The sequence below is a fragment of the Ampullimonas aquatilis genome, assembly GCF_049675895.1.
Lineage (GTDB): Bacteria > Pseudomonadota > Gammaproteobacteria > Burkholderiales > Burkholderiaceae_D > Ampullimonas > Ampullimonas aquatilis.
In genome coordinates, this window is sequence record NZ_CP183834.1 from 3,579,506 (window position 1) to 3,600,201 (window position 20,696).

General features: G+C 50.0%; 18 protein-coding genes. 4 read left to right on the forward strand and 14 right to left on the reverse strand.

Annotated elements, in window-relative coordinates; all coding sequences use genetic code 11:
• Positions 1–36 precede the first annotated feature (36 nt).
• Positions 37–669, forward strand: coding sequence for an MlaC/ttg2D family ABC transporter substrate-binding protein (locus ACMYR3_RS16680; protein WP_424193277.1), 633 nt, complete (start codon positions 37–39; stop codon positions 667–669).
• 24 nt (positions 670–693) lie between these two features.
• Positions 694–963, forward strand: a complete 270-nt coding sequence (locus tag ACMYR3_RS16685) for an STAS domain-containing protein (protein WP_424193279.1) — start codon at positions 694–696, stop codon at positions 961–963.
• A gap of 150 nt (positions 964–1,113) precedes the next feature.
• On the opposite strand, the gene ACMYR3_RS16690 is transcribed toward ACMYR3_RS16685, so the two are convergent.
• From ACMYR3_RS16690 to ACMYR3_RS16745, 12 genes are all read right to left on the reverse strand, one after another.
• Complete coding sequence (locus ACMYR3_RS16690) at positions 1,114–1,902, reverse strand: DUF4124 domain-containing protein (protein WP_424193281.1); 789 nt, start codon at positions 1,900–1,902, stop codon at positions 1,114–1,116.
• 260 nt (positions 1,903–2,162) lie between these two features.
• Positions 2,163–2,585, reverse strand: a complete 423-nt coding sequence (locus ACMYR3_RS16695) for a PaaI family thioesterase (RefSeq protein ID WP_424193283.1) — start codon at positions 2,583–2,585, stop codon at positions 2,163–2,165.
• 14 nt (positions 2,586–2,599) lie between these two features.
• A complete protein-coding gene (locus ACMYR3_RS16700; protein WP_424193285.1) occupies positions 2,600–2,923 on the reverse strand; it encodes a hypothetical protein in 324 nt (107 codons plus the stop codon).
• A 9-nt stretch (positions 2,924–2,932) separates the two neighbouring features.
• Complete coding sequence (locus ACMYR3_RS16705; protein WP_424193287.1) at positions 2,933–3,103, reverse strand: type II toxin-antitoxin system RelE family toxin; 171 nt, start codon at positions 3,101–3,103, stop codon at positions 2,933–2,935.
• The gene (locus tag ACMYR3_RS16710; protein WP_424193289.1) at positions 3,093–3,341 is read right to left on the reverse strand and encodes a type II toxin-antitoxin system Phd/YefM family antitoxin; all 249 of its coding nucleotides are present in this window, start codon (positions 3,339–3,341) and stop codon (positions 3,093–3,095) included. The genes ACMYR3_RS16705 and ACMYR3_RS16710 overlap by 11 nt, the downstream gene beginning before the upstream one ends.
• Before the next feature lie 48 nt (positions 3,342–3,389).
• Positions 3,390–3,989 (reverse strand): hypothetical protein, encoded by a 600-nt coding sequence (locus tag ACMYR3_RS16715; protein ID WP_424193291.1) that lies wholly within the window; start codon positions 3,987–3,989, stop codon positions 3,390–3,392.
• Positions 3,990–4,025: 36 nt separating this feature from the next.
• The gene (gene metH, locus ACMYR3_RS16720) at positions 4,026–6,764 is read right to left on the reverse strand and encodes a methionine synthase (protein WP_424193293.1); all 2,739 of its coding nucleotides are present in this window, start codon (positions 6,762–6,764) and stop codon (positions 4,026–4,028) included.
• A gap of 354 nt (positions 6,765–7,118) precedes the next feature.
• On the reverse strand, positions 7,119–8,198 hold the full coding sequence (locus ACMYR3_RS16725; RefSeq protein WP_424193295.1) for a homocysteine S-methyltransferase family protein: 1,080 nt from the start codon (positions 8,196–8,198) through the stop codon (positions 7,119–7,121).
• 76 nt (positions 8,199–8,274) lie between these two features.
• A complete protein-coding gene (locus tag ACMYR3_RS16730) occupies positions 8,275–11,493 on the reverse strand; it encodes a putative bifunctional diguanylate cyclase/phosphodiesterase (protein ID WP_424193297.1) in 3,219 nt (1,072 codons plus the stop codon).
• A 439-nt stretch (positions 11,494–11,932) separates the two neighbouring features.
• Positions 11,933–15,001, reverse strand: coding sequence for an efflux RND transporter permease subunit (locus ACMYR3_RS16735; RefSeq protein WP_424193299.1), 3,069 nt, complete (start codon positions 14,999–15,001; stop codon positions 11,933–11,935).
• Positions 15,001–16,134 carry an efflux RND transporter periplasmic adaptor subunit gene (locus ACMYR3_RS16740; protein ID WP_424193301.1) on the reverse strand — a complete coding sequence of 378 codons (1,134 nt, stop codon included), beginning with the start codon at positions 16,132–16,134 and terminating at the stop codon, positions 15,001–15,003. The genes ACMYR3_RS16735 and ACMYR3_RS16740 overlap by 1 nt, the downstream gene beginning before the upstream one ends.
• Before the next feature lie 48 nt (positions 16,135–16,182).
• Positions 16,183–16,683 carry a hypothetical protein gene (locus ACMYR3_RS16745; RefSeq protein WP_424193303.1) on the reverse strand — a complete coding sequence of 167 codons (501 nt, stop codon included), beginning with the start codon at positions 16,681–16,683 and terminating at the stop codon, positions 16,183–16,185.
• Between the two features lie 165 nt (positions 16,684–16,848).
• Here ACMYR3_RS16745 and ACMYR3_RS16750 point away from each other — a divergent pair, with 165 nt between their 5' ends.
• Positions 16,849–17,310 (forward strand): SRPBCC family protein, encoded by a 462-nt coding sequence (locus ACMYR3_RS16750; RefSeq protein ID WP_424193305.1) that lies wholly within the window; start codon positions 16,849–16,851, stop codon positions 17,308–17,310.
• 23 nt (positions 17,311–17,333) lie between these two features.
• Here ACMYR3_RS16750 and ygiD read toward each other — a convergent pair whose 3' ends face one another.
• Entirely contained in the window at positions 17,334–18,155 is an 822-nt protein-coding gene (gene ygiD / locus ACMYR3_RS16755) for a 4,5-DOPA dioxygenase extradiol (RefSeq protein WP_424193307.1), read from the reverse strand.
• Positions 18,156–18,251: 96 nt separating this feature from the next.
• Between ygiD and ACMYR3_RS16760 the strand changes: the two genes are divergently transcribed.
• Positions 18,252–20,111, forward strand: coding sequence for a M61 family metallopeptidase (locus ACMYR3_RS16760; RefSeq protein WP_424193309.1), 1,860 nt, complete (start codon positions 18,252–18,254; stop codon positions 20,109–20,111).
• A gap of 50 nt (positions 20,112–20,161) precedes the next feature.
• On the opposite strand, the gene ACMYR3_RS16765 is transcribed toward ACMYR3_RS16760, so the two are convergent.
• On the reverse strand, positions 20,162–20,551 hold the full coding sequence (locus tag ACMYR3_RS16765; protein ID WP_424193311.1) for a hypothetical protein: 390 nt from the start codon (positions 20,549–20,551) through the stop codon (positions 20,162–20,164).
• Positions 20,552–20,696: the final 145 nt, after the last annotated feature.

Here is a 20,696-nt window from a genome sequence, read left to right on the forward strand (position 1 = left end):
TCCAACCTGGGTCACTTTAAAAAAGGAAGACAACTTATGATCAAGCAACTTTTTCAATCCGCTATCCTGGCCGGTTTTGTGGCCCTGTCGAGCAGCGCTTTTGCCATCGATACCACCAAGCCAGATATCATGATCAAAGAACTTTCCGATGATCTGATCAATACCGTCAAGGCTGACAAAGCCATTCAGGGTGGTGATCAAAAACGGGTATTTGAACTGGTCGATACCAAAGTCATGCCTTACGTCAATTTTCAACGCATGACAGCGCTGACGGTTGGTCGTTACTGGAAACAGGCCACGCCCGAACAGCAAGGCCAGTTGCAAAAAGAATTCAAGACCTTGTTGGTGCGCACCTACTCTGGCGCCGTGTCACAGATCAAAGATCAACAGGTTCAGCTCAAACCTTTCCGTGCCGAACCAACCGATACCGAAGTGGTGGTACAGACCAAAGTATTGCAAAAGGGTGATCCTATCCAGCTCGACTATCGCATGGAAAAAAATGGCGACAACTGGAAAATCTTTGACGTGAATGTGTTGGGTGTCTGGTTGGTCGAAACCTATAAAGACAGCTTCCGTCAGGAAATTGGCAAGACCGGTATTGATGGTCTGATCAAGTCTCTGGTTGAAAAAAACCAGGCTAATGAAGCCAAAACCGCTTCTGCCAAATAAGCCAACTGAGAGGTTAAGTTCATCATGACCACGATCACTCTGGGTAAAGACGTCACCGTCAACACGGCAGCGCAAGTCTTGCAAACGGCGCGCGCTGCCTTGTCCAAATCGGACGTCGCGCCCCAGATTGATCTGGCCGAAACCACCCGTTTTGATTCGGCTTTATTGTCCGTATTAATGGCTTTGGAGCGCGACGCCAAGGCGCGCGGCCTGGCCATTCAATTCAGTAATGCCGAACCAGCCATCAAGGCGTTAACCCGTGTGTACGGGCTGGAGAGTGTGTTGGTCGTCTAAGCTGGGCTGCGCCAACGCGCGCAATTTGCTTGGTTTTGCGATAAATTAAATATCACCATATTTAATTTTTAAATATTCTGTCGCTTGAATTGGCGTTACCTTATTTGGGTAGCGCACCCCATCAAATCAAAATCAAATCACCTCAAACCTTTAGCGATAAGCTAGCAGCGGTGTGGCCAGCTTGGGCTTGGAACTGATATCCATTTTGCCGATGCTGATTTCTTCCGAAGACTGATCGCACCATTTAATGCGTGAGTAGCGATCGGCTTCTTTGACCCGTTTGAGCATATTGTCATTGTTGGCTGAAATCGCCGCTTGCAACACAGGTCGATCGCTGACCGGAAACGCTTTGGACAATGCCAGTTTGGCCTGTTTCACCATATCCGCATTGCGTGATTGCCAGCCTTCCGCTGCACTTGAATAGCGTTTGAAAGAGGTCGGTAGTGTTTCCAGACAAATCTTTTCAGTTTGCGTCACCAGGTTTTCAATCCCTAGCGTACCCACGACCGCACCTTCCAGTGCTGGATCAAGCGGCTTGGGCGGTGTTGCCGCGGTTGTGGTTGGCGCTGGCGCAACCGGGGCCGGTGCGAGTGCCAAGGCTTTTTTGGCTTGCCCTTTTAACAACATCGTGTTGTCGGTATTGCTCGCGGTTGAGTTGCTTGGAGCAGGCGACGTTGTTGCAGCTGCAGCTGGCGCAGGATTGCTCGCAGCGGCAGGTCGGCTCAACACATTGTATTGATTGCTGGCTGGTGGCTGGTCGGAGTACACCACCTTGCCATCGGGCCCGACCGATTTATACAAGACTTGCGCATGAGCACTGTTCAGGCTCAGGCCACCCAGGGCGAGCAGCACAATGCTGGTCAGCAAACCAGAAAAAAGCTGCGGTAATTGAGCGGCATTCTGAGTGGGATGTGCCATGCAGCAAAAGCGATGAGCCATCAATCATTCCATGGAGAGTGAGCAATGCCCAAATTATCTCTGAGTGATTTTTCAAGCCGAGGATAAAAGCCGCATTTCTGATTGCCATCGCCCAAGACTTTGCAACAAATTATTGCGTCATCCATCGCAAACAAAGATACAGGTGTGGTGTATTTAAATTGAAATAATAAATACGCACTGTACAAGCCAATTATGGCTTATACATAGAGGGGGTATGATGCTTTTGAGGGTTTTGAGGAGGTAACGTCAAAGGCCCAGCATCACAAAATCTTCGCGCCGCTATCACGTGGAATCGAATACGTGCCCACCGCATGCGCCACCGGCTCGTCACTGCCTTCGGAATACAGATTCACATCACCCACCGCCAGTGACTTGCCCACCTTGATCAACTTGCAAACACCTATGATGGCCTTATCTGCCGCTGGCTTGCGCAAAAAATTGATCGTCAGACTCGTTGTCACCGCCAGCGGCACTATCCCGATTGCGCCCAAAATGGCCACATACAGCGCCACATCTGCCACCGCCATCAACACCGGGCCCGACACCGTGCCACCTGGCCGCAACTCATCCGCGCCAATCACATGGCGCAGCGTGGCTGCACCATTGCCCACCGCCACCACCTCACACTTGTTCTGGGGAAAGTCCCGCGCCAAAAACGCGATGATCTCATCTTTGCTCGCCATGCTGCCGCCTTTCATCAATCGTCCAGGTCAGCTTCGCCACCGGGAAAACAAACCAGCGAACTACCCAAACGCAACGCCTCATCATGATAGTCCCGAAAGCCACGGTATTGGTCAGAAGCCAACGCAGCCAATGTCAATATGTCGTAACCCGCCAGCGCCGCATCGGCAAAGCCGTATTTCTGGCACTCCTGCAAAGCCCTGGGATAGTCCGCCTTGTCATCATCCTGCGCCATCAACAACCAGCATGAATACACCTCGCCCAACTCGGGATGCGCATAATCATATTCGGCATCGCCGTTATATAGACCGGTAAATCGATAGACGATGACGAGGGGCATGGGGAATATTTAAAAATTAAATGACTGGCGATAACTTTGTGTTAAAGCAAGATGGAAGATAGCACATGCAAATTTTTCAAGGCGCTTTTCTAATTGCTTTTTAAACTGCGCCTTGATTGAAGGATTGAGTTTCTTCCATTCCTTCAGCGCCTCGACATGAAACTCGAGGTTATAGCTCATCCAATGAAACCTTGACGGTTTTGCCACCGCGTCGTGCCCGTACCATCTCCGCCAAATCCACGTCGTCTAGTGCTTCAATCATCACTTCAAATGTTTCGGCGGACACCACATAGGCGGTAGTGCGGTTGTGATTGAGCACTGCCACCGGCGTAGCCTCTGCCTCTTCAATGACGGCACCAGGATTACGGCGCAGCTTGGTAACGCTGACGGTGGCGTATATCGAGTTAGTGGTGGACATGATGGTTGGCGCCGACAATATAGAATGAGTCGAGACTAATAATAAACATTAATTTGTACTAATAATGGGCTTTCTACTAATCTCTTCTAAGAATTGTTTATAGTCCTTAATGTTCTTGATTTTGTCAGTAACTTTATATTTAGCTTGCAGATCGCGCTTGCTTGTTTTTTGAAATGAATTTCGTACGAAACCATCATAGCCAATTTCTTGGTTGGCTGCATTTGCTAAAAGTTTGCACCATTGACGAATGTTATGCGTCAGGTTGATTAATTCTTCTGTACATAGTCCATTATTCTTCGTTAGTTGTCCATGAAAGATCTTATTTCTGTATTGAATAGCAATTTTAACTTTTCCAAGTAGTGCCTCATACTCGTGCCCTATTAAGTCTTCGACTGATTTAGAAAATATCTCGTTAATTCCCATTTCAAAATTTTCGAAATACATATTTTTATTGTGAAAAAGTGTATTTCGTAGTTCTGGGATATCCGTTTCTTTAAAGCATGCAAACTGAAATATTAAATGAGTAAAGAGTTTTCTCATTTGTCTTTCGGCTTTGATTAGTGATAACGCAAATGCGTCGACACCTCTCGTCTCAGCTTCAGAATTCAGAATCAAATCCACAGTAATAAATTCTTCGGTAATTGCCATACGTTTTTGACAAAAAGTATTAATGATTAAACTAACTCACCCCAACAACGGCGCTAGCGCCCGTTCTGCCTCCACTCGGCTCATGCCATTTCTTTCTGCAAAGCTCAGCAACTGGTCTTCGCCAATTTTGCCGAGGGTAAAGTATTTGGCGGCGGGGTTGGCGAGGTAGAAGCCGCTGACGGAGGCGGCGGGGGTCATGGCGAGTGATTCGGTGATGCCCATGTCGATTTCGGCGCAATTCAGTTTGTCAAACATGACGGCCTTGACGGTGTGGTCGGGGCAGGCCGGGTAGCCGGGGGCGGGGCGGATGCCTTGGTATTGTTCTTTGATGAGGGCTTCGCTGCTGAGGTCTTCGGTGGGCGCGTAGCCCCACAGGTCTTTACGTACACGTTCATGCAGGCATTCGGCAAAAGCTTCGGCCAGACGGTCGGCCAGTGCCTTGAGCATGATGGCGCTGTAGTCATCATGGGCAGCCATGAACTGGGCTTCTTTTTTGTCCACACCCAAACCGGCGGTGACGGCAAAGAGGCCAATGTAGTCGGCCACGCCCGAATCTTTGGGGGCGATGTAATCGGCCAGACTATGATTGGGTTTTTGAATGCCATCGATAATCGGGCGCACGCTTTGCTGGCGCAGGTTATGCCAGGTGAAGAGGACTTCGCTGCGGGTGTCGTCGGTGTAAATTTCAATATCGTCATCGCCCACGCTGTTGGCTGGGTAAAAGCCCACCAGTCCATTGGCGGTGAGCCAACGTCCTTCGATGAGTTTTTTCAACATGGCGCGGCCATCGGCAAATACTTTGGTGGCCGAGTCACCGACGATCTCGTCTTTGAGGATGGCGGGGTAAGGGCCAGCCAGATCCCAGGTCTGAAAGAAGGGACCCCAGTCGATATAGTTGGCGAGCTGGGCGAGATCAAAGTTTTTAAAGGTGCGACGGCCAATGAACTTGGGTTTGACGGGCTGGTAGTTGGCCCAGTCAAGACGTTCCCGATTGGCGCGGGCGGCGGCCAAGCTGATCATCGGCGTGGCTTTTTTATTGGCGTGCTGCTGGCGCACGCGGTCGTAGTCGGCTTGCAGGTCGGCAATATATTGTGTGGCCTGCTCATCCGACAACAGACTGGATGCCACTGATACCGAGCGCGAAGCATCGGGCACATAGACTACCGGGCCATCATAATGGGGCGCAATCTTGACGGCGGTATGCACTCGCGAGGTCGTCGCGCCACCAATCAGCAGCGGCGTCTTGCGTTCGCGAAAGTAATCGTCGCGCTGCATTTCGCTGGCCACAAACGCCATTTCTTCGAGGCTGGGAGTAATCAAACCGGATAAGCCGATGATGTCGGCGTTTTCTTCTTTGGCTTTGGCGAGGATCTGGTTGCACGGCACCATCACCCCCATATTGACCACTTCAAAGTTATTACACTGCAAGACCACGGTGACAATGTTTTTGCCGATGTCATGTACGTCACCCTTGACGGTGGCAATCACAATCTTGCCCTTGGCTTTGACGTCCTGGCCGGCGTCGGCCATACGCTGCTTTTCTTCTTCAATATATGGAATCAAATGCGCCACGGCCTGCTTCATCACACGGGCTGATTTAACCACCTGCGGCAAAAACATTTTGCCCGCGCCAAATAAATCGCCCACCACATTCATGCCATCCATCAACGGGCCTTCAATCACATTGATTGGGCGACCACCTTCATCGGCAATCTGCTGGCGAATTGCTTCGGTATCTTCGGTGATGAAATTGGTGATGCCATGTACCAGCGCGTGAGTGAGTCGTTCACGTACCGGCTTGTTGCGCCATTCGAGGGTCTGTTCTTCTTTTTTGCCACCGGCTTTGACCTGGCTGGCAAATTCGATCAGTCGCTCGGTTGGGGTTTTGTCATCATCGTGCGCGGGGTTGCGGTTGAGCACCACGTCTTCTACCAGCTCGCGCAGCTTGGGTTCCAGGTCATCATAAACGCCGACCATGCCCGCGTTGACGATGCCCATGTCCATACCGGCATGGATGGCGTGATACAGAAACACGGTGTGAATCGCTTCCCGCACCGGGTCATTGCCGCGAAATGAAAAGCTCACATTGGACACGCCACCGCTGACTTTGGCGTGCGGCAAATGCTGCTTGATCCAGCGCGTGGCTTCAATAAAGTCGACCGCATAATTATTGTGTTCTTCAATTCCCGTTGCCACGGCAAAAATATTGGGATCAAAGATGATGTCTTCCGGCGCAAAGCCAACTTCATCGACCAAGATCCGGTAACTGCGTTCGCAAATTTCGGTCTTGCGCGCATAAGTGTCGGCCTGGCCTTGTTCATCAAACGCCATCACCACCGCGGCCGCGCCATAACGGCGAATCAGATTGGCGTGTTTTTTAAATGGCTCGACCCCTTCTTTCATGGAGATCGAGTTAACAATCGCCTTGCCCTGCACGCACTTGAGGCCGGCTTCAATCACGTCCCATTTGGAGGAGTCGATCATGATCGGCACGCGGGCGATATCGGGTTCGGAGGCGATCAGATTTAAAAAGCGCACCATCGAAGCCTTGGAGTCGAGCATCGCTTCATCCATATTGATGTCGATGATCTGTGCGCCGTTTTCAACCTGCTGCCGGGCGACTGATAGCGCCTCGTCAAATTGGCCATTCAAAATCATCCGCGCAAAGGCTTTAGAGCCGGTCACATTGGTGCGCTCGCCCACATTCACAAACAGCGTGTCCGCGCCAATCGAAAATGGTTCCAGCCCCGACAACAACATTGCTTTTTCAGTCATTTTTAAACCTGATCTGTATTCGTTAATACTGCCAAACTTGTTTTACCGCCATGACGCCAAGGACGCCAGGCAAAACCTAAATTCTTGTCACCACAAAGACACCAAGCAGTCACAAAGCGCACCAAGAACAGCCGGCGCTGCGCCGCCCCATCACGGGGACAGAGTAGTACTCTGTCCCCAGACTTAATTCGCTGTCTTCATGTTCAAACAACGTTGCTCAAACAAGATTTTCTTTGCGTCCTTAGTGTCTTTATGGTGAATGCTTTTCCTTGCTTATGGCGGGGGGTATATTCATTTTTTAACCGCTCAAGTGCGTATATAAATCATCAAAAAATATACTTATGGAGAGTATATTTATGATTGCTCACTGTAATGCTGCCAGGCGCGGGGCTTGAAACCTTGTACGGCTTGAGCAATCGCACCAATATGATCGGGCGTGGTGCCACAACAGCCACCGACCAGATTCACCAAACCCTGCTCGGCAAAACCACGCAGCAAGGCCGAGGTGTCGGCGGGCGATTCATCAAAGCCGGTGTCGCTCATCGGGTTGGGCAGGCCCGCGTTGGGGTAGGCGTGCACGCAGGTGTCAGCCAGTTTGGCCAGCTCTTGCAGATAAGGGCGCATCAGCGCGGCACCGAGCGCGCAATTGAGGCCAATCGAAATTGGCTTGGCATGGCGCACTGATGCCCAAAACGCCGGTACGGTCTGGCCCGACAAAATCCGTCCCGAGGCGTCGGTCACTGTGCCGGAAATGATGATCGGCAGGCGCATCTGTTTATCTTCAAAGTACTGGTCAATGGCAAAAATGGCAGCCTTGGCGTTGAGCGTGTCGAAAATGGTTTCGACCAGCAGCAGATCGGCACCGCCAATGACCAGGCCATCGACCTGTTCGTAATAGGCATCGCGCAATTCATCAAAGCTGATATTGCGCGCGCCCGGATCATTCACATCGGGCGAAATGCTGGCTGTTTTAGGCGTGGGGCCGAGCGCGCCGGCCACATAACGCTTTTTGTCCGGCGTGCTGTACTTGTCGCAGGCAGCCCGCGCCAATTGCGCCGAGACGACGTTCATCTCGTGTGCCAGACCTTCCATGTGGTAATCGTGCTGCGCCACGCTGGTCGAGCCAAAGGTATTGGTTTCGATGATGTCAGCGCCGGCGGCCAGATATTGCTCATGAATCTCGCTGATGATTTGCGGCTGGGTCAGCGTCAGTAGTTCGTTATTGCCTTTGACGTCATAGGCAAAGTTGGCAAAACGATCGCCGCGATACTGTGCTTCGGTGAGTTTGTAGCGCTGAATCATGGTGCCCATGGCACCGTCCATGATGAGGATGCGGCTGGCAAACAGGGCGGGCAGTTCGGCCGAATGGGTATAAGCCAACGCGGCTGGCAACGCAGTAGGAGGAGTGAGTTCAGTGGTGGACACGAGCGGCATGTCGACACGGCGGTGCCGACCCAATAGGAAGTGGAAACCGCGATTTTATCGCAGCTTGATGAGATGTTGACGACAGTTAAATATCGTAGGGCGGATTGGCACCGCGCACGAACAGGGTTTCCAGTTCGTCGATGGAAATCGGTGGCGAGTAATAGAAACCTTGTGCCGCATAACAGCCCAGCGCTTTCAAGCATTCGGCCTGTTCTTCATTTTCAACGCCCTCGGCAATCACATTCAGCTTGAAGCGTTTGGCCATGGTCATGATGGCCGTCACAATCGCCAGATTGTCCTCATCGCCAGGCAGGCCTTCAATGAAAGACTTGTCGATCTTGATATGCTCAACCGACAGGCGTTTTAAATAATTGAGCGAAGAGTAACCCACGCCAAAGTCGTCAATCGCCAGGTTGACGCCCAGGCTTGCCAGCGCGCGCAGCACTTGCTGGGTTTCGGGACGATCATCCACCACACTGGTTTCGGTGATTTCAATCGTCAAACGGCTGGCTGACAGATGTGATTTGAGCAGCGCCGAGGTGATGATGGAGGGCAACTGCTTGTTGCGGAAATGCTTGCCCGAAATATTGACCGACACCGGGCCATCATACAAACCGGCATCACGCCATTTGGCCGCCGAGTCACAAGTCGTTTGCAGCACGTATTCGCTGATGCGTTCAATCAGTTCATGTTCTTCAGCCAGCTCTAAAAACGCGCCCGGCAAGACCAGCCCAAATACCGGATGTTGCCAGCGGATCAGGGCTTCCAGGCCAATCACACGATTGGTATCCAGCTCGACCTGAGGTTGATAAAACACCATCAACTGATTGTGATCGAGCGCCTTGAACAGATCATGGTTAATCGCCGTGCGCCGTTGTGCGCGTTTTTCCAGATCGGGCGTAAAGCTGTGAATCGTGCTGCGACCATTTTGTTTGGCCTGATACAGGGCAAATTCGGCACGCTGCAACAAGGTGTCCGATTGATGACCGTGTTCAGGGAAAGTGGTAAAGCCCACGCACGCCGTGACACGCTGATAAAAATCGGGCGTGGGACTGCGCACACCCAGATTTTGCAGGAGCGCATGAATCACCTGCTGCGCCTGCGTGACCGAACTGGCGCGAATCACAAAAGCAAACTGGTCGGTATGAATCCGTGCAATCAAAGCCTGCTGCGCCAGATGATGGCCTTCAATATAGGCTTTGATGATCTGGCCGGTGGTCTTGAGAATATGGTTGCCGACCTTTTGACCAAACTGATCGCAAATATCCTTGAACTGGTCAATCTCGGCCAGACAAACATAAATTTTTTGCACGACGGTGTCGGCGCTGACCGGCTCCTGCTGTTCGAGCAACTGGTTTAATTCGGTGCCAAACCAGCGTTCATTACCCAGGCCGGTGATGTCATCAAAATAGGCCAGCTGAGTGAGTTGCTCATTGGCGCTTTTCAGGCTGCGCATCAAAATCCGCTCGCTCGCGTGCAAACTGCACTGGCGAATAAAGCGCAGGGTTTCGCCCTCACAGGCCAGACCTTGTGCGCCGGTAATAAAGCGCAGCATGCCAATCACTTTGTTCTTTTCCAGTACCGGTACATCCACCTGTTGCGAGTAGACCGGTGCGACCGGGGTGCCCGGCACATTTTTGCGCACCGTGCTGGTGACCAGATTGGGATCATCATCTGACAAGGGCAGACTCATCTGCGGTGTGTTCAGAAAATTGGTGGTCACGACATGATTGTTTTGCAGGGCGTCAAAATAGGCCGGTGTGTTGGGAAAGGCGTTATCGGCCAGATCGGCAGCGGTATTGACGGCGACGCGGGTCAGATTTTCCTGACCGGGCACGACCATGAATTCGCGTTCAAAAAATGATTGATCAGCGGATAGACGCCAGAAACTGGCTGAGCTCAAACTAAATGCGTCGACTGACAGACGCAGATAATCCAGTGAAGCGGCAGCAGTGCCCTTGGCAGACAGGGCCACCAGTTTGTCCCACAAGGACTCGTCAATACGGTTAAAACGGCTTGGCGGATTGAGCAATGTTTCAGTGGCGCTGAGAACGGGCTTAACCGTTGATTCTGCTGGTGCAGGCGCTTCCGGCGGTGTCTCAGTCACTGTTTGGGTCAATACCGGGACTTCATCACCTGGCAGTGTCAAATCAAATGGGCTGGGTTTGAGTTCAAGATTCAGTTCAGGTTCTGCTTCGGGTGCGATGCTCGGGTCCGACACCTCAAGATTGGTCAACTCTTCGCAGGAAAACTCAAAATCAAACTCAATTTCACCGTCGTCTTCGGTCGGGGCAGTAGCCTGTGGAGCGACAGGTACGGGCGGTTGCACCGGGTTGAGCTCGGCCTGCCGTACGGATATTTCACCCAAATACAGTGGCTTGCCATCGCCGTCGGTCGTGGTACTCAGGCGACTGCGTTTTTCGGCTGGTGGCAGTGTTGGTGCGGGTGCAACCTTGCCTGTTACGGACGTTTTGGCAAACGGTGCAATAGGCGCCGTGGGTGCCGGTGGTGTGAGTTTGTGTTTGGCTTCTGCAGGCCGGTTTGTGCTGTTGCAGGCTGGTGTGGTTGGACGCTGAGTCTGCGGTGCGATTTGCTGGCTACGAATTGTTTGCGGCTTGATTTCTTCTGTCAGATCCGTCACTTCCCAGACAGCATCCATTTGCAAAGGCCGGTTGCTGCTTTGGGGTGTGACTTGAATCCGTGCCAGAAAGGTGCGTTGTCCAGTCCCCATCATCACCTGTTCAACATGATGCTGGCCTTGTGACATGGCAAACATCAAATGCTTTTCAAAACGTTGAGCGCTATCGCGGCTTGGAAACAGGGAGGTCACCGTGCGCAGCCGCACTTTGGCGCGTCTTGGTCCGCCGCGGGTGTCCAGGGGGTCGGCCACCATATTAATGGGGTGCCGAAAGATGCCGGTTTCGGTCAGGCGTTCGTAATCGGCCGGGGAAACCAGTTTGATGGAGGAGCCAAACAGCTTATTCCATTTGTCATTAAAAACAGTGACGTAACCTGCATGAATTTGCGCGCGCGGTCGGTCATCTTCGAGTGGATCGTTATCCAGCGCGGTTTCGTTAAAACCTTTGGGGAGCGGGTAAGGATTGACCTCGCCTTCATCGGCCGAAACGTAATCAGTCCATCGTTCAACGACCCGCATTGGCAGCTGCTCAACCGCCTGAGTGGTGGCGGCGCGCGAGTGAGACTGGTCGATTGTGGCTTGTAGTTGGGCTTCTAAAGCAAAAAAGCGGTCGTCCCGCTCTGATGAAGTTGTTTTCTTTTTGTCACTGCCAGCAGTATCCGACATACTGCCTGAGCGTATTTCAGTCTGTTTATCAGACGATAAGCCCCATTTTTCTTGGTTTTCCTTAAAGCCCACAATAGTCTCCCTTGCCAAAGCGGATCAGGAGTAAATTCCTGACGATAGAGAAGCGACTGTTCCCCTGATTCCATTTATTTTGGATTCGGCTGGATTTGGGAAACAAAGGTGACATGTATATAGGCGACAGGGAGATTTTTTAGGGCTTTATTAAATATTGAATTCAATAACTTATTAGATTCAGTTAAAGCAATTTCAGATATTAGACTGAACTATACGGTAAATTTCGACAGGATGCTATTCCCTGAAGAAATTTGTGTCCAAAAGTAACACTATTTTAGGGTATATCCGAGGGAGTATCCGGTTTTAGATACCGGTATGGGTACCCATCCAGTTGATTGGATGGGTGTATTGGGAGAGATCCTGCTCAGCGATTGATCAACCGCTGATACAGGATGGGAAGAAAGTAGAGTGTCAAAGGGGTGGCTGTGAATAAACCACCCATGACGACAATGGCCAGCGGCCGTTGAATTTCCGATCCAGGCCCGCTGGCCAGCAGCAACGGCAGCAGACCGAAAGCGGTAATGCTGGCGGTCATGAGCACCGGGCGCAGTCGCCGTAATGCGCCCATCATGGGAATATTGCTGGCGGCAATCCCTTGTCTGGCCAATTGCTGAAAGTAACTGATCATGACAACGCCATTGAGCACCGCAATGCCCAGCAAGGCAATCAGGCCGACTGAAGCCGGAACCGACAGGTATTCGCCTGATAACCAGAGTGCCACAATCCCGCCAACCAGCGCAAAAGGAATGTTGCTCAATATCAGCAAAGCCAGTTTGGCAGATCCAAAAGTCAGATACAGTAAAAAGAAGATCAAAGCCAGTGAAACGGGTACTACCAGAGCGAGTCGCTTGGCGGCACGTTGCTGGTTTTCAAACTGACCACCCCAGACCAGTCGATAACCATGAGGCAATTTGATCTGTTGTGCAACCGCTTGTTTGGCTTCATCAACAAATCCCACCAGATCCCGGTCCCGAACATTGGACTGAACCACGATAAAGCGCTCGCCATTTTCTCGACCGACTTTGACTGGACCATCCTTGCGTTCGAAATGGGCAATATCTGCCAAGGCGATTGACTGACCATTAGCCAGGGTAATGCGTTGTTCAGCAAAGCGCTCGGCACTCATGCGGATGCCTTCGGCACCGCGCATCAAGACGGGCACACGACGCCCTGCTTCCAGCATATAGCCGGTAACTTTGCCCTCCAGTTCAATGCGCAGCATATCCTGAATATCATTGACATTAAGACCATAGCGTCCAGCCGCCAGACGATCCACCTCGACACTGAAGTATTGCACCCCGGAGTTTTTGACGACCAAAACATCTTCGTGACCAGCCAGTGTATTGAGTACCCCGGCAATTTGCTCAGACAAAGTATTGAGTGTGTCGATGTCGGTGCCAAACAGTTTGACGGCCAGATCACCGCGTACACCGGTCAGCATTTCCGAAACCCGACTATCAATTGGCTGAGTGAAACTGAGAGAGAGGCCAGGGAAGTTGCTCATCACGGCACGTAATTGGTCAGTTAGCCATTCCTTGCCAGGCTGACGCCAGGTTGCCTGTGGCTTGAAGGTCATGAACAGATCGGTTTCGTTGGCACCCATGGTATCAAGACCGATTTCATCGGAGCCATTGCGTGCCACCACGCTAGCTACTTCAGGGACGTTGTCGATGATGGCTTTTTCAATCCGCATATTAAGATCAACCGACTGCTGCATATTCATGGAGGGCAGGCCGGTCATTTGAATGATGATGTCGCCTTCATCCATGGTTGGCATAAAGCTTTTGCCCAATCGAGCATAACCCAGCACGGCCAGCGCGCAAGCCAATAGGGCAATCAACGCCAAGTGTTTGGGATGATGCATGCTCCAGCGCAGGCTGGTTTCATAATGTTTTTGTAGCCATTGCACAATTTTTGGATCTTCATGGCTGGCTTGCCTGAGTAATAGTGAGGCGCAGACGGGGATCACGCTGAATGCCACTAATAAGGATGCGCCGAGCGCATACACAATGGTCAGTGCCACGGGTTTGAACAACTTGCCTTCCAAGCCCTCAAGTGTCAGTAATGGAAAAAATACCAGCATGATGATGGCCACACCGGCAATAACGGGCGTGATCACTTCGGTGGTGGCGTGTAGCAACATGGCCAGTTTACTTTGCAGGCCGGGCTGTTCGACATCATGGGCCATGTGTACCACCATGTTTTCGACAACGACCAGCGCTGCATCAACCAGCATACCGATGGCAATGGCCAAACCACCCAGACTCATCAGATTGGCGGACATGCCGGTTTGCCACATGACCAGGAATGTAATAAGAGCGCAGAGCGGCAAGGTGATGGCGACAACCAGTGCAGCACGGATATTGCCAAGAAAAACCAGCAATAAAACGACCACCAGGATGATGGCTTCAAGCAGTGCCTTGAACACCGTGCTGCTGGCCCTTTCGACCAGGCTGCCACGATCATAAAAGACTTTGGTGGTAATGCCTTTGGGCAAGATTGCTTCCATGGTCGCGAGTTTGTCGCGTACGGATTCGACCAGTTTGCGGGCATTGGCACCACGCAGACTGAGTACCAAAGCCTCCACGGTTTCTTCTTTACCGTCTTTTGTGACGGCACCATAGCGGGTCAAGGCGCCAAGCTGGACAGTGGCGACATCGCCTACGCGCGTGATGGAGGACGTGCCATCGTGCGTCACAATGATATTGCGCAAATCATCAAGCCCAGTTGCCATACCTGGTATCCGCACCAGCAAGGCCTCTTCACCCTCTTCGATGCGGCCCGCACCATCGTTGCGGTTATTCTGTTCCAGTGCTTTCATGAGATCGAGAGTTGATAAATGGCGTGCCAATAAAGCGGCATGGTTGGGTACAATTTCAAAACTTCGCACATAACCGCCCAGTGAATTGACATCGGCAATACCGGGCAGGGTACGCAGTTGAGGCCGAATCACTCGTTCTAACAACGTGCGCTTTCCTTCCAAGGACAGTGTGTCACCTTCAATGGTGAACATGAATACTTCACCTTGGGGCGTGGTGATCGGTGCCAGCCCGCCCATGACATCGCTTGGCAGGGACGGTATGACGCCAGAGAGGCGTTCGGTGACTTGTTGTCTGGCCCAATAGATATCGGTTTCGTCGGTAAAGTCGAGGGTAATATCGGCGACAGCGTATTTGGCTGTCGAGCGCATATTGGTTTCGTGTGGAATACCCAGCAACTCGGTTTCAATCGGGATGATGACACGCGTTTCCACTTCTTCCGGAGTCATTCCCGGTGCTTTGAGAATGATTTTGACTTGGGTATTGGAGACATCCGGAAAAGCATCAATCGGAATTTCTTCATAGGCAAAGATACCGACGGCGATGATCAGCGCTGTCAGTAGCAATACCAGCGGACGGTTATGCAGGAACGCACGAATCAGGGTGGTCAACATCAGTCTGCCCCTGCGCCATCACTACCAATGCCAGTCAACATCGCCTTTAAGCTGGAGACGCCTTTACGGACCACTCTATCGCCAATCTTCAAGCCTTTGACCCAATAGGACAACTCGGTTTCGCCCATGATTTCGACTTTGGTCGGCACAAAGTGATTGCCTTGGTCAATAAATACCATCGGTTCGTTGGCGATTCTGATCAACGTTGATTTGTGAATCTGTACCTGGCCGGTTTGTGAGTTGTCATGTGGCAGGCTGATTTGTACTGCTTGCCCGGGTTTTAATATTTTTTGAGGATTGGCAAAGGCAACCCTGACTAGGGCTGTTTGTGATTCGTTGATTGAGTTTGCAATGGAAATGATTTTGCCAACAATATTGTATTTATCAAGTTGAGCGGTTTGGCCGGTTTTGATCGCTGTTGCCAACTCTGGCGGAATTTGTGCTTCTACCCAGATTGGATCCAGTTGTGCCACCTTATAGAGTGGGCTGCTGCTGTCGACTCGTTGCCCAGCGGTGACAGCTTGCTCTATCACAATGCCCGCAATTGGGCTGCGCAACGCAATTTCATTGTTACGCATTCGGCCAGTTTCAAGTTCTCGTAAAGCCGTGTCACTCAGTCCTGCCAATCGTAAAGATTGACGCTTTTCTGACAACATGGCTTGAGCTTGCAAGGCACTGGCCTGAGTGGCGCGATATCGAGCCTCGGGAATGATGCCTTCTTTTAATAAAAGCTCATCCCGCTTGAGGCTGTCGGTGGCCAGGTTGGCAGCCACCGCCGATTGAATCAAATCTCTTTGTGCTTCGGCCAGCAATGGGCTGGCCAATTGGGCCATGGTTTGGCCGTTATTTATGACATCATTTTCTAATACCAATACCTGAGTAATCAGTCCTGCCATTGGTGCCGCGACGACACGTAGTTGTTTACTCGGCACAACCACTTTGGCGGGATGCAGCTGTGCAGTCATTGTCGAGTTGGTCTGCGATACAGTAATCAGTGTGGTTTCAATACCCAGGGCGGTACGTTGTTGCGTACTGATGCTGACGTTCTGCTTATTCAGTTTGTCCACTGCATGGACTATGGAAATAGGGGCGATGAGAGCGAGTCCCAGGGCTACGGAAAGCGACAAGCGCATGTCTTACTCCTGCAAATTGATCTGATCCGGATTATTCCGGGGCGTAAATCAACGAGTAAGTGGTGGCGCAGCTGGGAGGGGAATGAGATAGACCGGCTGTTTAAAGGGTGGACGTTTGACCAGCCGGGTTGGGCGCAAACTTAGGACGACCTGGATTGCCAGCAAAATGTTGAGATAAATAAGGACAGGTAGCCATAATTCAGACAGATCAATCTGGGCTAACTGCTCATCTCTATACATTTGGCTTGGCATGGAGATTTCTGGGGAATCGTCTTCATCACGCAAACTGGTTGTGGTAATGGGTTGTTGATACTCTGAGGGCTCGCCAATGATCTTTGTCGGGACGTGGATATGAAATCCCGATAAATGTGCAATACCCGTATGCGTATGCAAAAAAGGCACCATTGATTGCAAAATGGCAATCATGAAAAGAAAAATGAGGAAAATGGCGCGATGCATTTGCAAATTATAGCGGCTTGCCGGTTTCACCAAGGACGAAATAATGGCGAAAACGAGCCCTATTTGGCTGATGTCACTGGAACGCGACAATAGGAACTATATTTGATCGAGTTGAATAAGGTTCAGGGTGTTCTATATTCGGTCGAGGTTAGTGATAGTCTGCTTGTGGTGTTTTATTTGTGCATGACGAACTGATATAAACACGGCAAATCCCAAATAAAATCATTTGACTGTCTATCAACAAAGAAAGAGAACATGCGTTTTGAACATCTAGTGGAAATCAATGATCTTGACAATCCTTTGATTGAGCCGTTGTCCAGAGAGCAGTTATGGCAGGGTTTGCAATTGCGAGCAGAAAATCCTGTGCCGTTTACTATTGGTTTGGATCGTTTTGACGTTGAAGCGCGCCATGATGATGGTTTTGACCGCGCACTTTATTTTGGCCCAACAGTGATTCGAGACCGGGTAACCTTGATTGCTCTGCGGCAGGTTCATTATGAAATTCAACCGGAGCCTGGCCAAACTGGCGGTTCGCTCACCATGTCGATCGAGGAACCAGAGGCACATCGGCTTTTTGTTAGATTCGTTTATGTGATGAGGTTGGCGGATGACGCAGAACCCGTGACAGAGGAATACCAGGCCTTTTTAAAGCAAGCTTATGAACAAGCTGATCTGGACACGATTCGATTGATCCGGGAAATAGCCGGATCAACTTAATGGATTAGTTTAGGTATTGACGCTCAATTTTTATAGGAAAACCCAGGTAGTTCTAAACCAGGTTCTTTATATATTACGGAGGTCATGGAAATAGTGCCAAGATCCATGCTGTCATTAAAAAAGCAAACCTCATCCGTTTCCTTGGCCAATCCCATGCAATAGATCAGCGGTAAGTAATGTTCACCGCTATTGATCGCGAGTTTGGCATCTTCGCCAAATTGTTCGGGCTTTAGCAAGGCTTGGTGATTGTGATCGCGCAGGCACGCCATGACTTGCTTATCAAAGCGACTTGCCCAAGGGACTTCAACGGCGACATTGCTGCGCTGCATCAAACGCAAGTTGTGAACGATGTTGCCACTACCCAGAAAAAGAATCCCTTCTTCTCGGAGTGATGCTAATTCTCTGGCGATTTGATAGTGTTGTGACAGAGCCAGTGTGGCATCCATACTTAATTGAATGACCGGAATATTCGCTTCAGGATACATGGCCTGCAAAATGCACCAAGTGCCGTGATCCAACCCCCAGTTTGGATCTGGGTGGATTTTTTGTGTACTCACCATGGATATTAATTTGTCCGCCAACGTTGGTGAACCTGGCGCGGGGTATTGAATTTTGTACAACTCGGGTGGGAAGCCATAAAAATCGTGAATAGTCTGAGGTAATGGGCTGGTTGTGACAAACGAGCCTTGTGTTAACCAGTGAGCTGAAATACATACAATTGCGGTAGGTTTGGGTAGCGATGTACCCAGGCGCCCCCAATTATCAAAAAATTGATTGGGCTGTATGGCATTCATGGGATTGCCATGGCCAATAAATATGGTGGGTAAAGACGTCATTTTTTTCATATCTGATGGGGTCTGGATACTGTGAAGTAGTCAACATGATCTTACTCTCAAAAGGTTGACTGAATGACTCGGTAAACGTTCATCAGGGTATGATGAATGGCAACGAGAAATGAGGATCCGATGATCAAGTACTCAGTTGTAGCCAAACAACCTGAAGCCCATCTGTTTGAAGTTTCTGTCACGATTGATGATCCGGATCCCGAGGGGCAGATTGTCAGCCTACCTGCTTGGATACCGGGCAGTTATATGATCCGTGACTTTGCTAAAAATATTGTTCGAATCAGAGCAGAGCGAGTCGTTCCTGCTCGCGGCGGTACCACCCGAGGTATCCCGCTTCTTCTCGAAAAGCTGGATAAACATACTTGGCAGACTGAGGCTCTTAAACCGGGGCCAACTAAAATCAAGGTGGTGTTGAGGTTAGTCTACGAGGTTTATGCCTGGGATCTTTCAGTTAGGTCTGCACATCTTGATACGACACATGGTTTTTTTAATCCCTCCAGTCTTTGTTTGCAAGTAGATGGCCGAGAAGATGACGCCTGTTTATTGGAGCTGAAAAGACCAGAAGGACCTCAATATGGTGCTTGGCGAGTCGCGACAGCAATGCGTGAGGCTGACATTGGCGGGGACAAGAAAACGCCGAGATATGCTTTTGGCGTTTACGAAGCATCAAATTATGATGAGTTAATTGATCACCCGGTAGAAATGGGTAGTTTTGAGTTAGCTACATTTGAGGCATACGGAGTTCCTCATGATGTTGTCATTACTGGGCGTGTTCCCAATCTGGATGCCAAACGCTTATGTGTGGATCTCAAGGCAATTTGTGAATCGCAGATTGCTTTATTTGAACCAGATGTCGCGAAACCTTATGCTCGTACTGGCAAATATGTACCTTTTGAGCGTTATGTATTCTTGACCACGGCGGTTGGAAATGGTTATGGTGGCTTGGAGCATCGGTCATCAACGGCTTTGCTATGTTCAAGACATGATTTACCTAAGCTCGGTGAAGCTGCCAGTCCGAATTTGCGCGAGGCTTATCAAAGTTTTTTGGGGCTGGCCAGTCATGAGTATTTTCACTCCTGGAATGTAAAGCGTATCAAGCCACAGGTTTTTGCTGAATATGACCTCAATGTTGAAAACTATACCCATCTTTTATGGTTTTTCGAGGGGTTTACCTCCTATTATGATGATTTGATACTTCTGCGCGCAGGCCTGATTTCCAGGCAAGCGTATCTAAAGTTATTAGAAAAAACGATTAATTCTGTGGGGCGTAGCAGTGGCCGCCTCAAGCAGTCAGTGGCTGACGCCAGTTTTGATGCATGGACCAAATATTACCGTCAGGACGAAAATGCACCCAATGCCATTATCAGTTATTACACCAAGGGCTCGCTAATCGCATTGGTACTGGATTTGTTCTTGCAAAAAAATAGTCAGGGCCAAATTACTCTGGATGATTTAATGAGGATGCTATGGAACCAATTTGGCAAGGGCTTCTATCGGGACCGTCCGATTGGTGTTTCCGAGGCAGACATATTTGCCCTGGTAGAAAAAATTGGTGGTGTTGAAGCGAAAAGTCTCTTGGAAAAAATGGTTTTTGGAACGGATGAATTGCCTTTAGCGGAAATGCTGACTTTTTTTAAAGTGGATTGTGAAGTCAAACTGTCGGCAAGAAAAGCGGCCGATAAATTGGGTGCAAAATTGGCTAAAGAGAATGGTTTGGCAAAACTTTCTCAGGTTTTTGATGGTGGTGCCGCGCAGCGTGCCGGACTCTCGGCAGGAGATGTTCTGGTGGCGTTAGATGGTTTAAAGGCAGAGGCGAGTCATTTGGATGAAATTTTGGATTCCTATGCTGATGGGCAAGTGGTTGAAGTATGGTTGTTTCGTCGCGATGAGCTAATGAAATTTAGTCTAACGATTGGTGCACCTCCCTGGCGAGAAATCACATTAAAAGCTCAGTAACCTAACGCCAATCCGTTAGCTGGATAGTTGGTGCACAAATAGAGCAAAAGCTATATCAGGTGCAATTGATTATTCATCAATATAAACATAATTGCTATTAAGCCAATGACGATGGCTGCCAGCCATTTTTGACGTTGATTAAGCACATTGATTGCACCAATCAATTGCTTGTTCTGTTCTGCCAACTCGGAAATGAGTTCGGATGAAAGTTTTTGTTCTTCTTCTAACTCTTCGATCCGCATGGTCATTTCATCGAATCTTTGATCAATTGAAGAAATGGGCAGAGTTTTATTAATTGCAGGCTCTTTTTTCTTTGCGACAGTTCTTGTTTTTCCAACTTGCTCCCATAATTTTTTTGCGCCTTGTGTAATAACAGGCGTTGCTGCGATTAATTCGCTCCAAGGGATGGCTTTAAATGCGCTAATCCAACCGAATGCCATATTGATGATCCTTGCCAAATAAAAATCAACCATAACAATAACTTATCATTAAGGTGAATGGGAATAGACAGTGAGTCGCAGAATAAATTCAACGTTTAGACGGATTAATGTAGTTATATGAGTTACTTTTCTTTCATCTTTCTTT

What these genes read in the sequence shown, in the direction of transcription:
- ACMYR3_RS16680 (WP_424193277.1), top strand. Translation starts at nt 37, where the DNA reads ATGATCAAGCAACTTTTTCAATCCGCTATCCTGGCCGGTTTTGTGGCC.
- ACMYR3_RS16685 (WP_424193279.1), top strand. Translation starts at nt 694, where the DNA reads ATGACCACGATCACTCTGGGTAAAGACGTCACCGTCAACACGGCAGCG.
- ACMYR3_RS16690 (WP_424193281.1), bottom strand. Translation starts at nt 1,902, where the DNA reads ATGGCTCATCGCTTTTGCTGCATGGCACATCCCACTCAGAATGCCGCT.
- ACMYR3_RS16695 (WP_424193283.1), bottom strand. Translation starts at nt 2,585, where the DNA reads ATGGCGAGCAAAGATGAGATCATCGCGTTTTTGGCGCGGGACTTTCCC.
- ACMYR3_RS16700 (WP_424193285.1), bottom strand. Translation starts at nt 2,923, where the DNA reads ATGCCCCTCGTCATCGTCTATCGATTTACCGGTCTATATAACGGCGAT.
- ACMYR3_RS16705 (WP_424193287.1), bottom strand. Translation starts at nt 3,103, where the DNA reads ATGAGCTATAACCTCGAGTTTCATGTCGAGGCGCTGAAGGAATGGAAG.
- ACMYR3_RS16710 (WP_424193289.1), bottom strand. Translation starts at nt 3,341, where the DNA reads ATGTCCACCACTAACTCGATATACGCCACCGTCAGCGTTACCAAGCTG.
- ACMYR3_RS16715 (WP_424193291.1), bottom strand. Translation starts at nt 3,989, where the DNA reads ATGGCAATTACCGAAGAATTTATTACTGTGGATTTGATTCTGAATTCT.
- metH (WP_424193293.1), bottom strand. Translation starts at nt 6,764, where the DNA reads ATGACTGAAAAAGCAATGTTGTTGTCGGGGCTGGAACCATTTTCGATT.
- ACMYR3_RS16725 (WP_424193295.1), bottom strand. Translation starts at nt 8,198, where the DNA reads ATGCCGCTCGTGTCCACCACTGAACTCACTCCTCCTACTGCGTTGCCA.
- ACMYR3_RS16730 (WP_424193297.1), bottom strand. Translation starts at nt 11,493, where the DNA reads ATGTCGGATACTGCTGGCAGTGACAAAAAGAAAACAACTTCATCAGAG.
- ACMYR3_RS16735 (WP_424193299.1), bottom strand. Translation starts at nt 15,001, where the DNA reads ATGTTGACCACCCTGATTCGTGCGTTCCTGCATAACCGTCCGCTGGTA.
- ACMYR3_RS16740 (WP_424193301.1), bottom strand. Translation starts at nt 16,134, where the DNA reads ATGCGCTTGTCGCTTTCCGTAGCCCTGGGACTCGCTCTCATCGCCCCT.
- ACMYR3_RS16750 (WP_424193305.1), top strand. Translation starts at nt 16,849, where the DNA reads ATGCGTTTTGAACATCTAGTGGAAATCAATGATCTTGACAATCCTTTG.
- ygiD (WP_424193307.1), bottom strand. Translation starts at nt 18,155, where the DNA reads ATGAAAAAAATGACGTCTTTACCCACCATATTTATTGGCCATGGCAAT.
- ACMYR3_RS16760 (WP_424193309.1), top strand. Translation starts at nt 18,252, where the DNA reads ATGGCAACGAGAAATGAGGATCCGATGATCAAGTACTCAGTTGTAGCC.
- ACMYR3_RS16765 (WP_424193311.1), bottom strand. Translation starts at nt 20,551, where the DNA reads ATGGCATTCGGTTGGATTAGCGCATTTAAAGCCATCCCTTGGAGCGAA.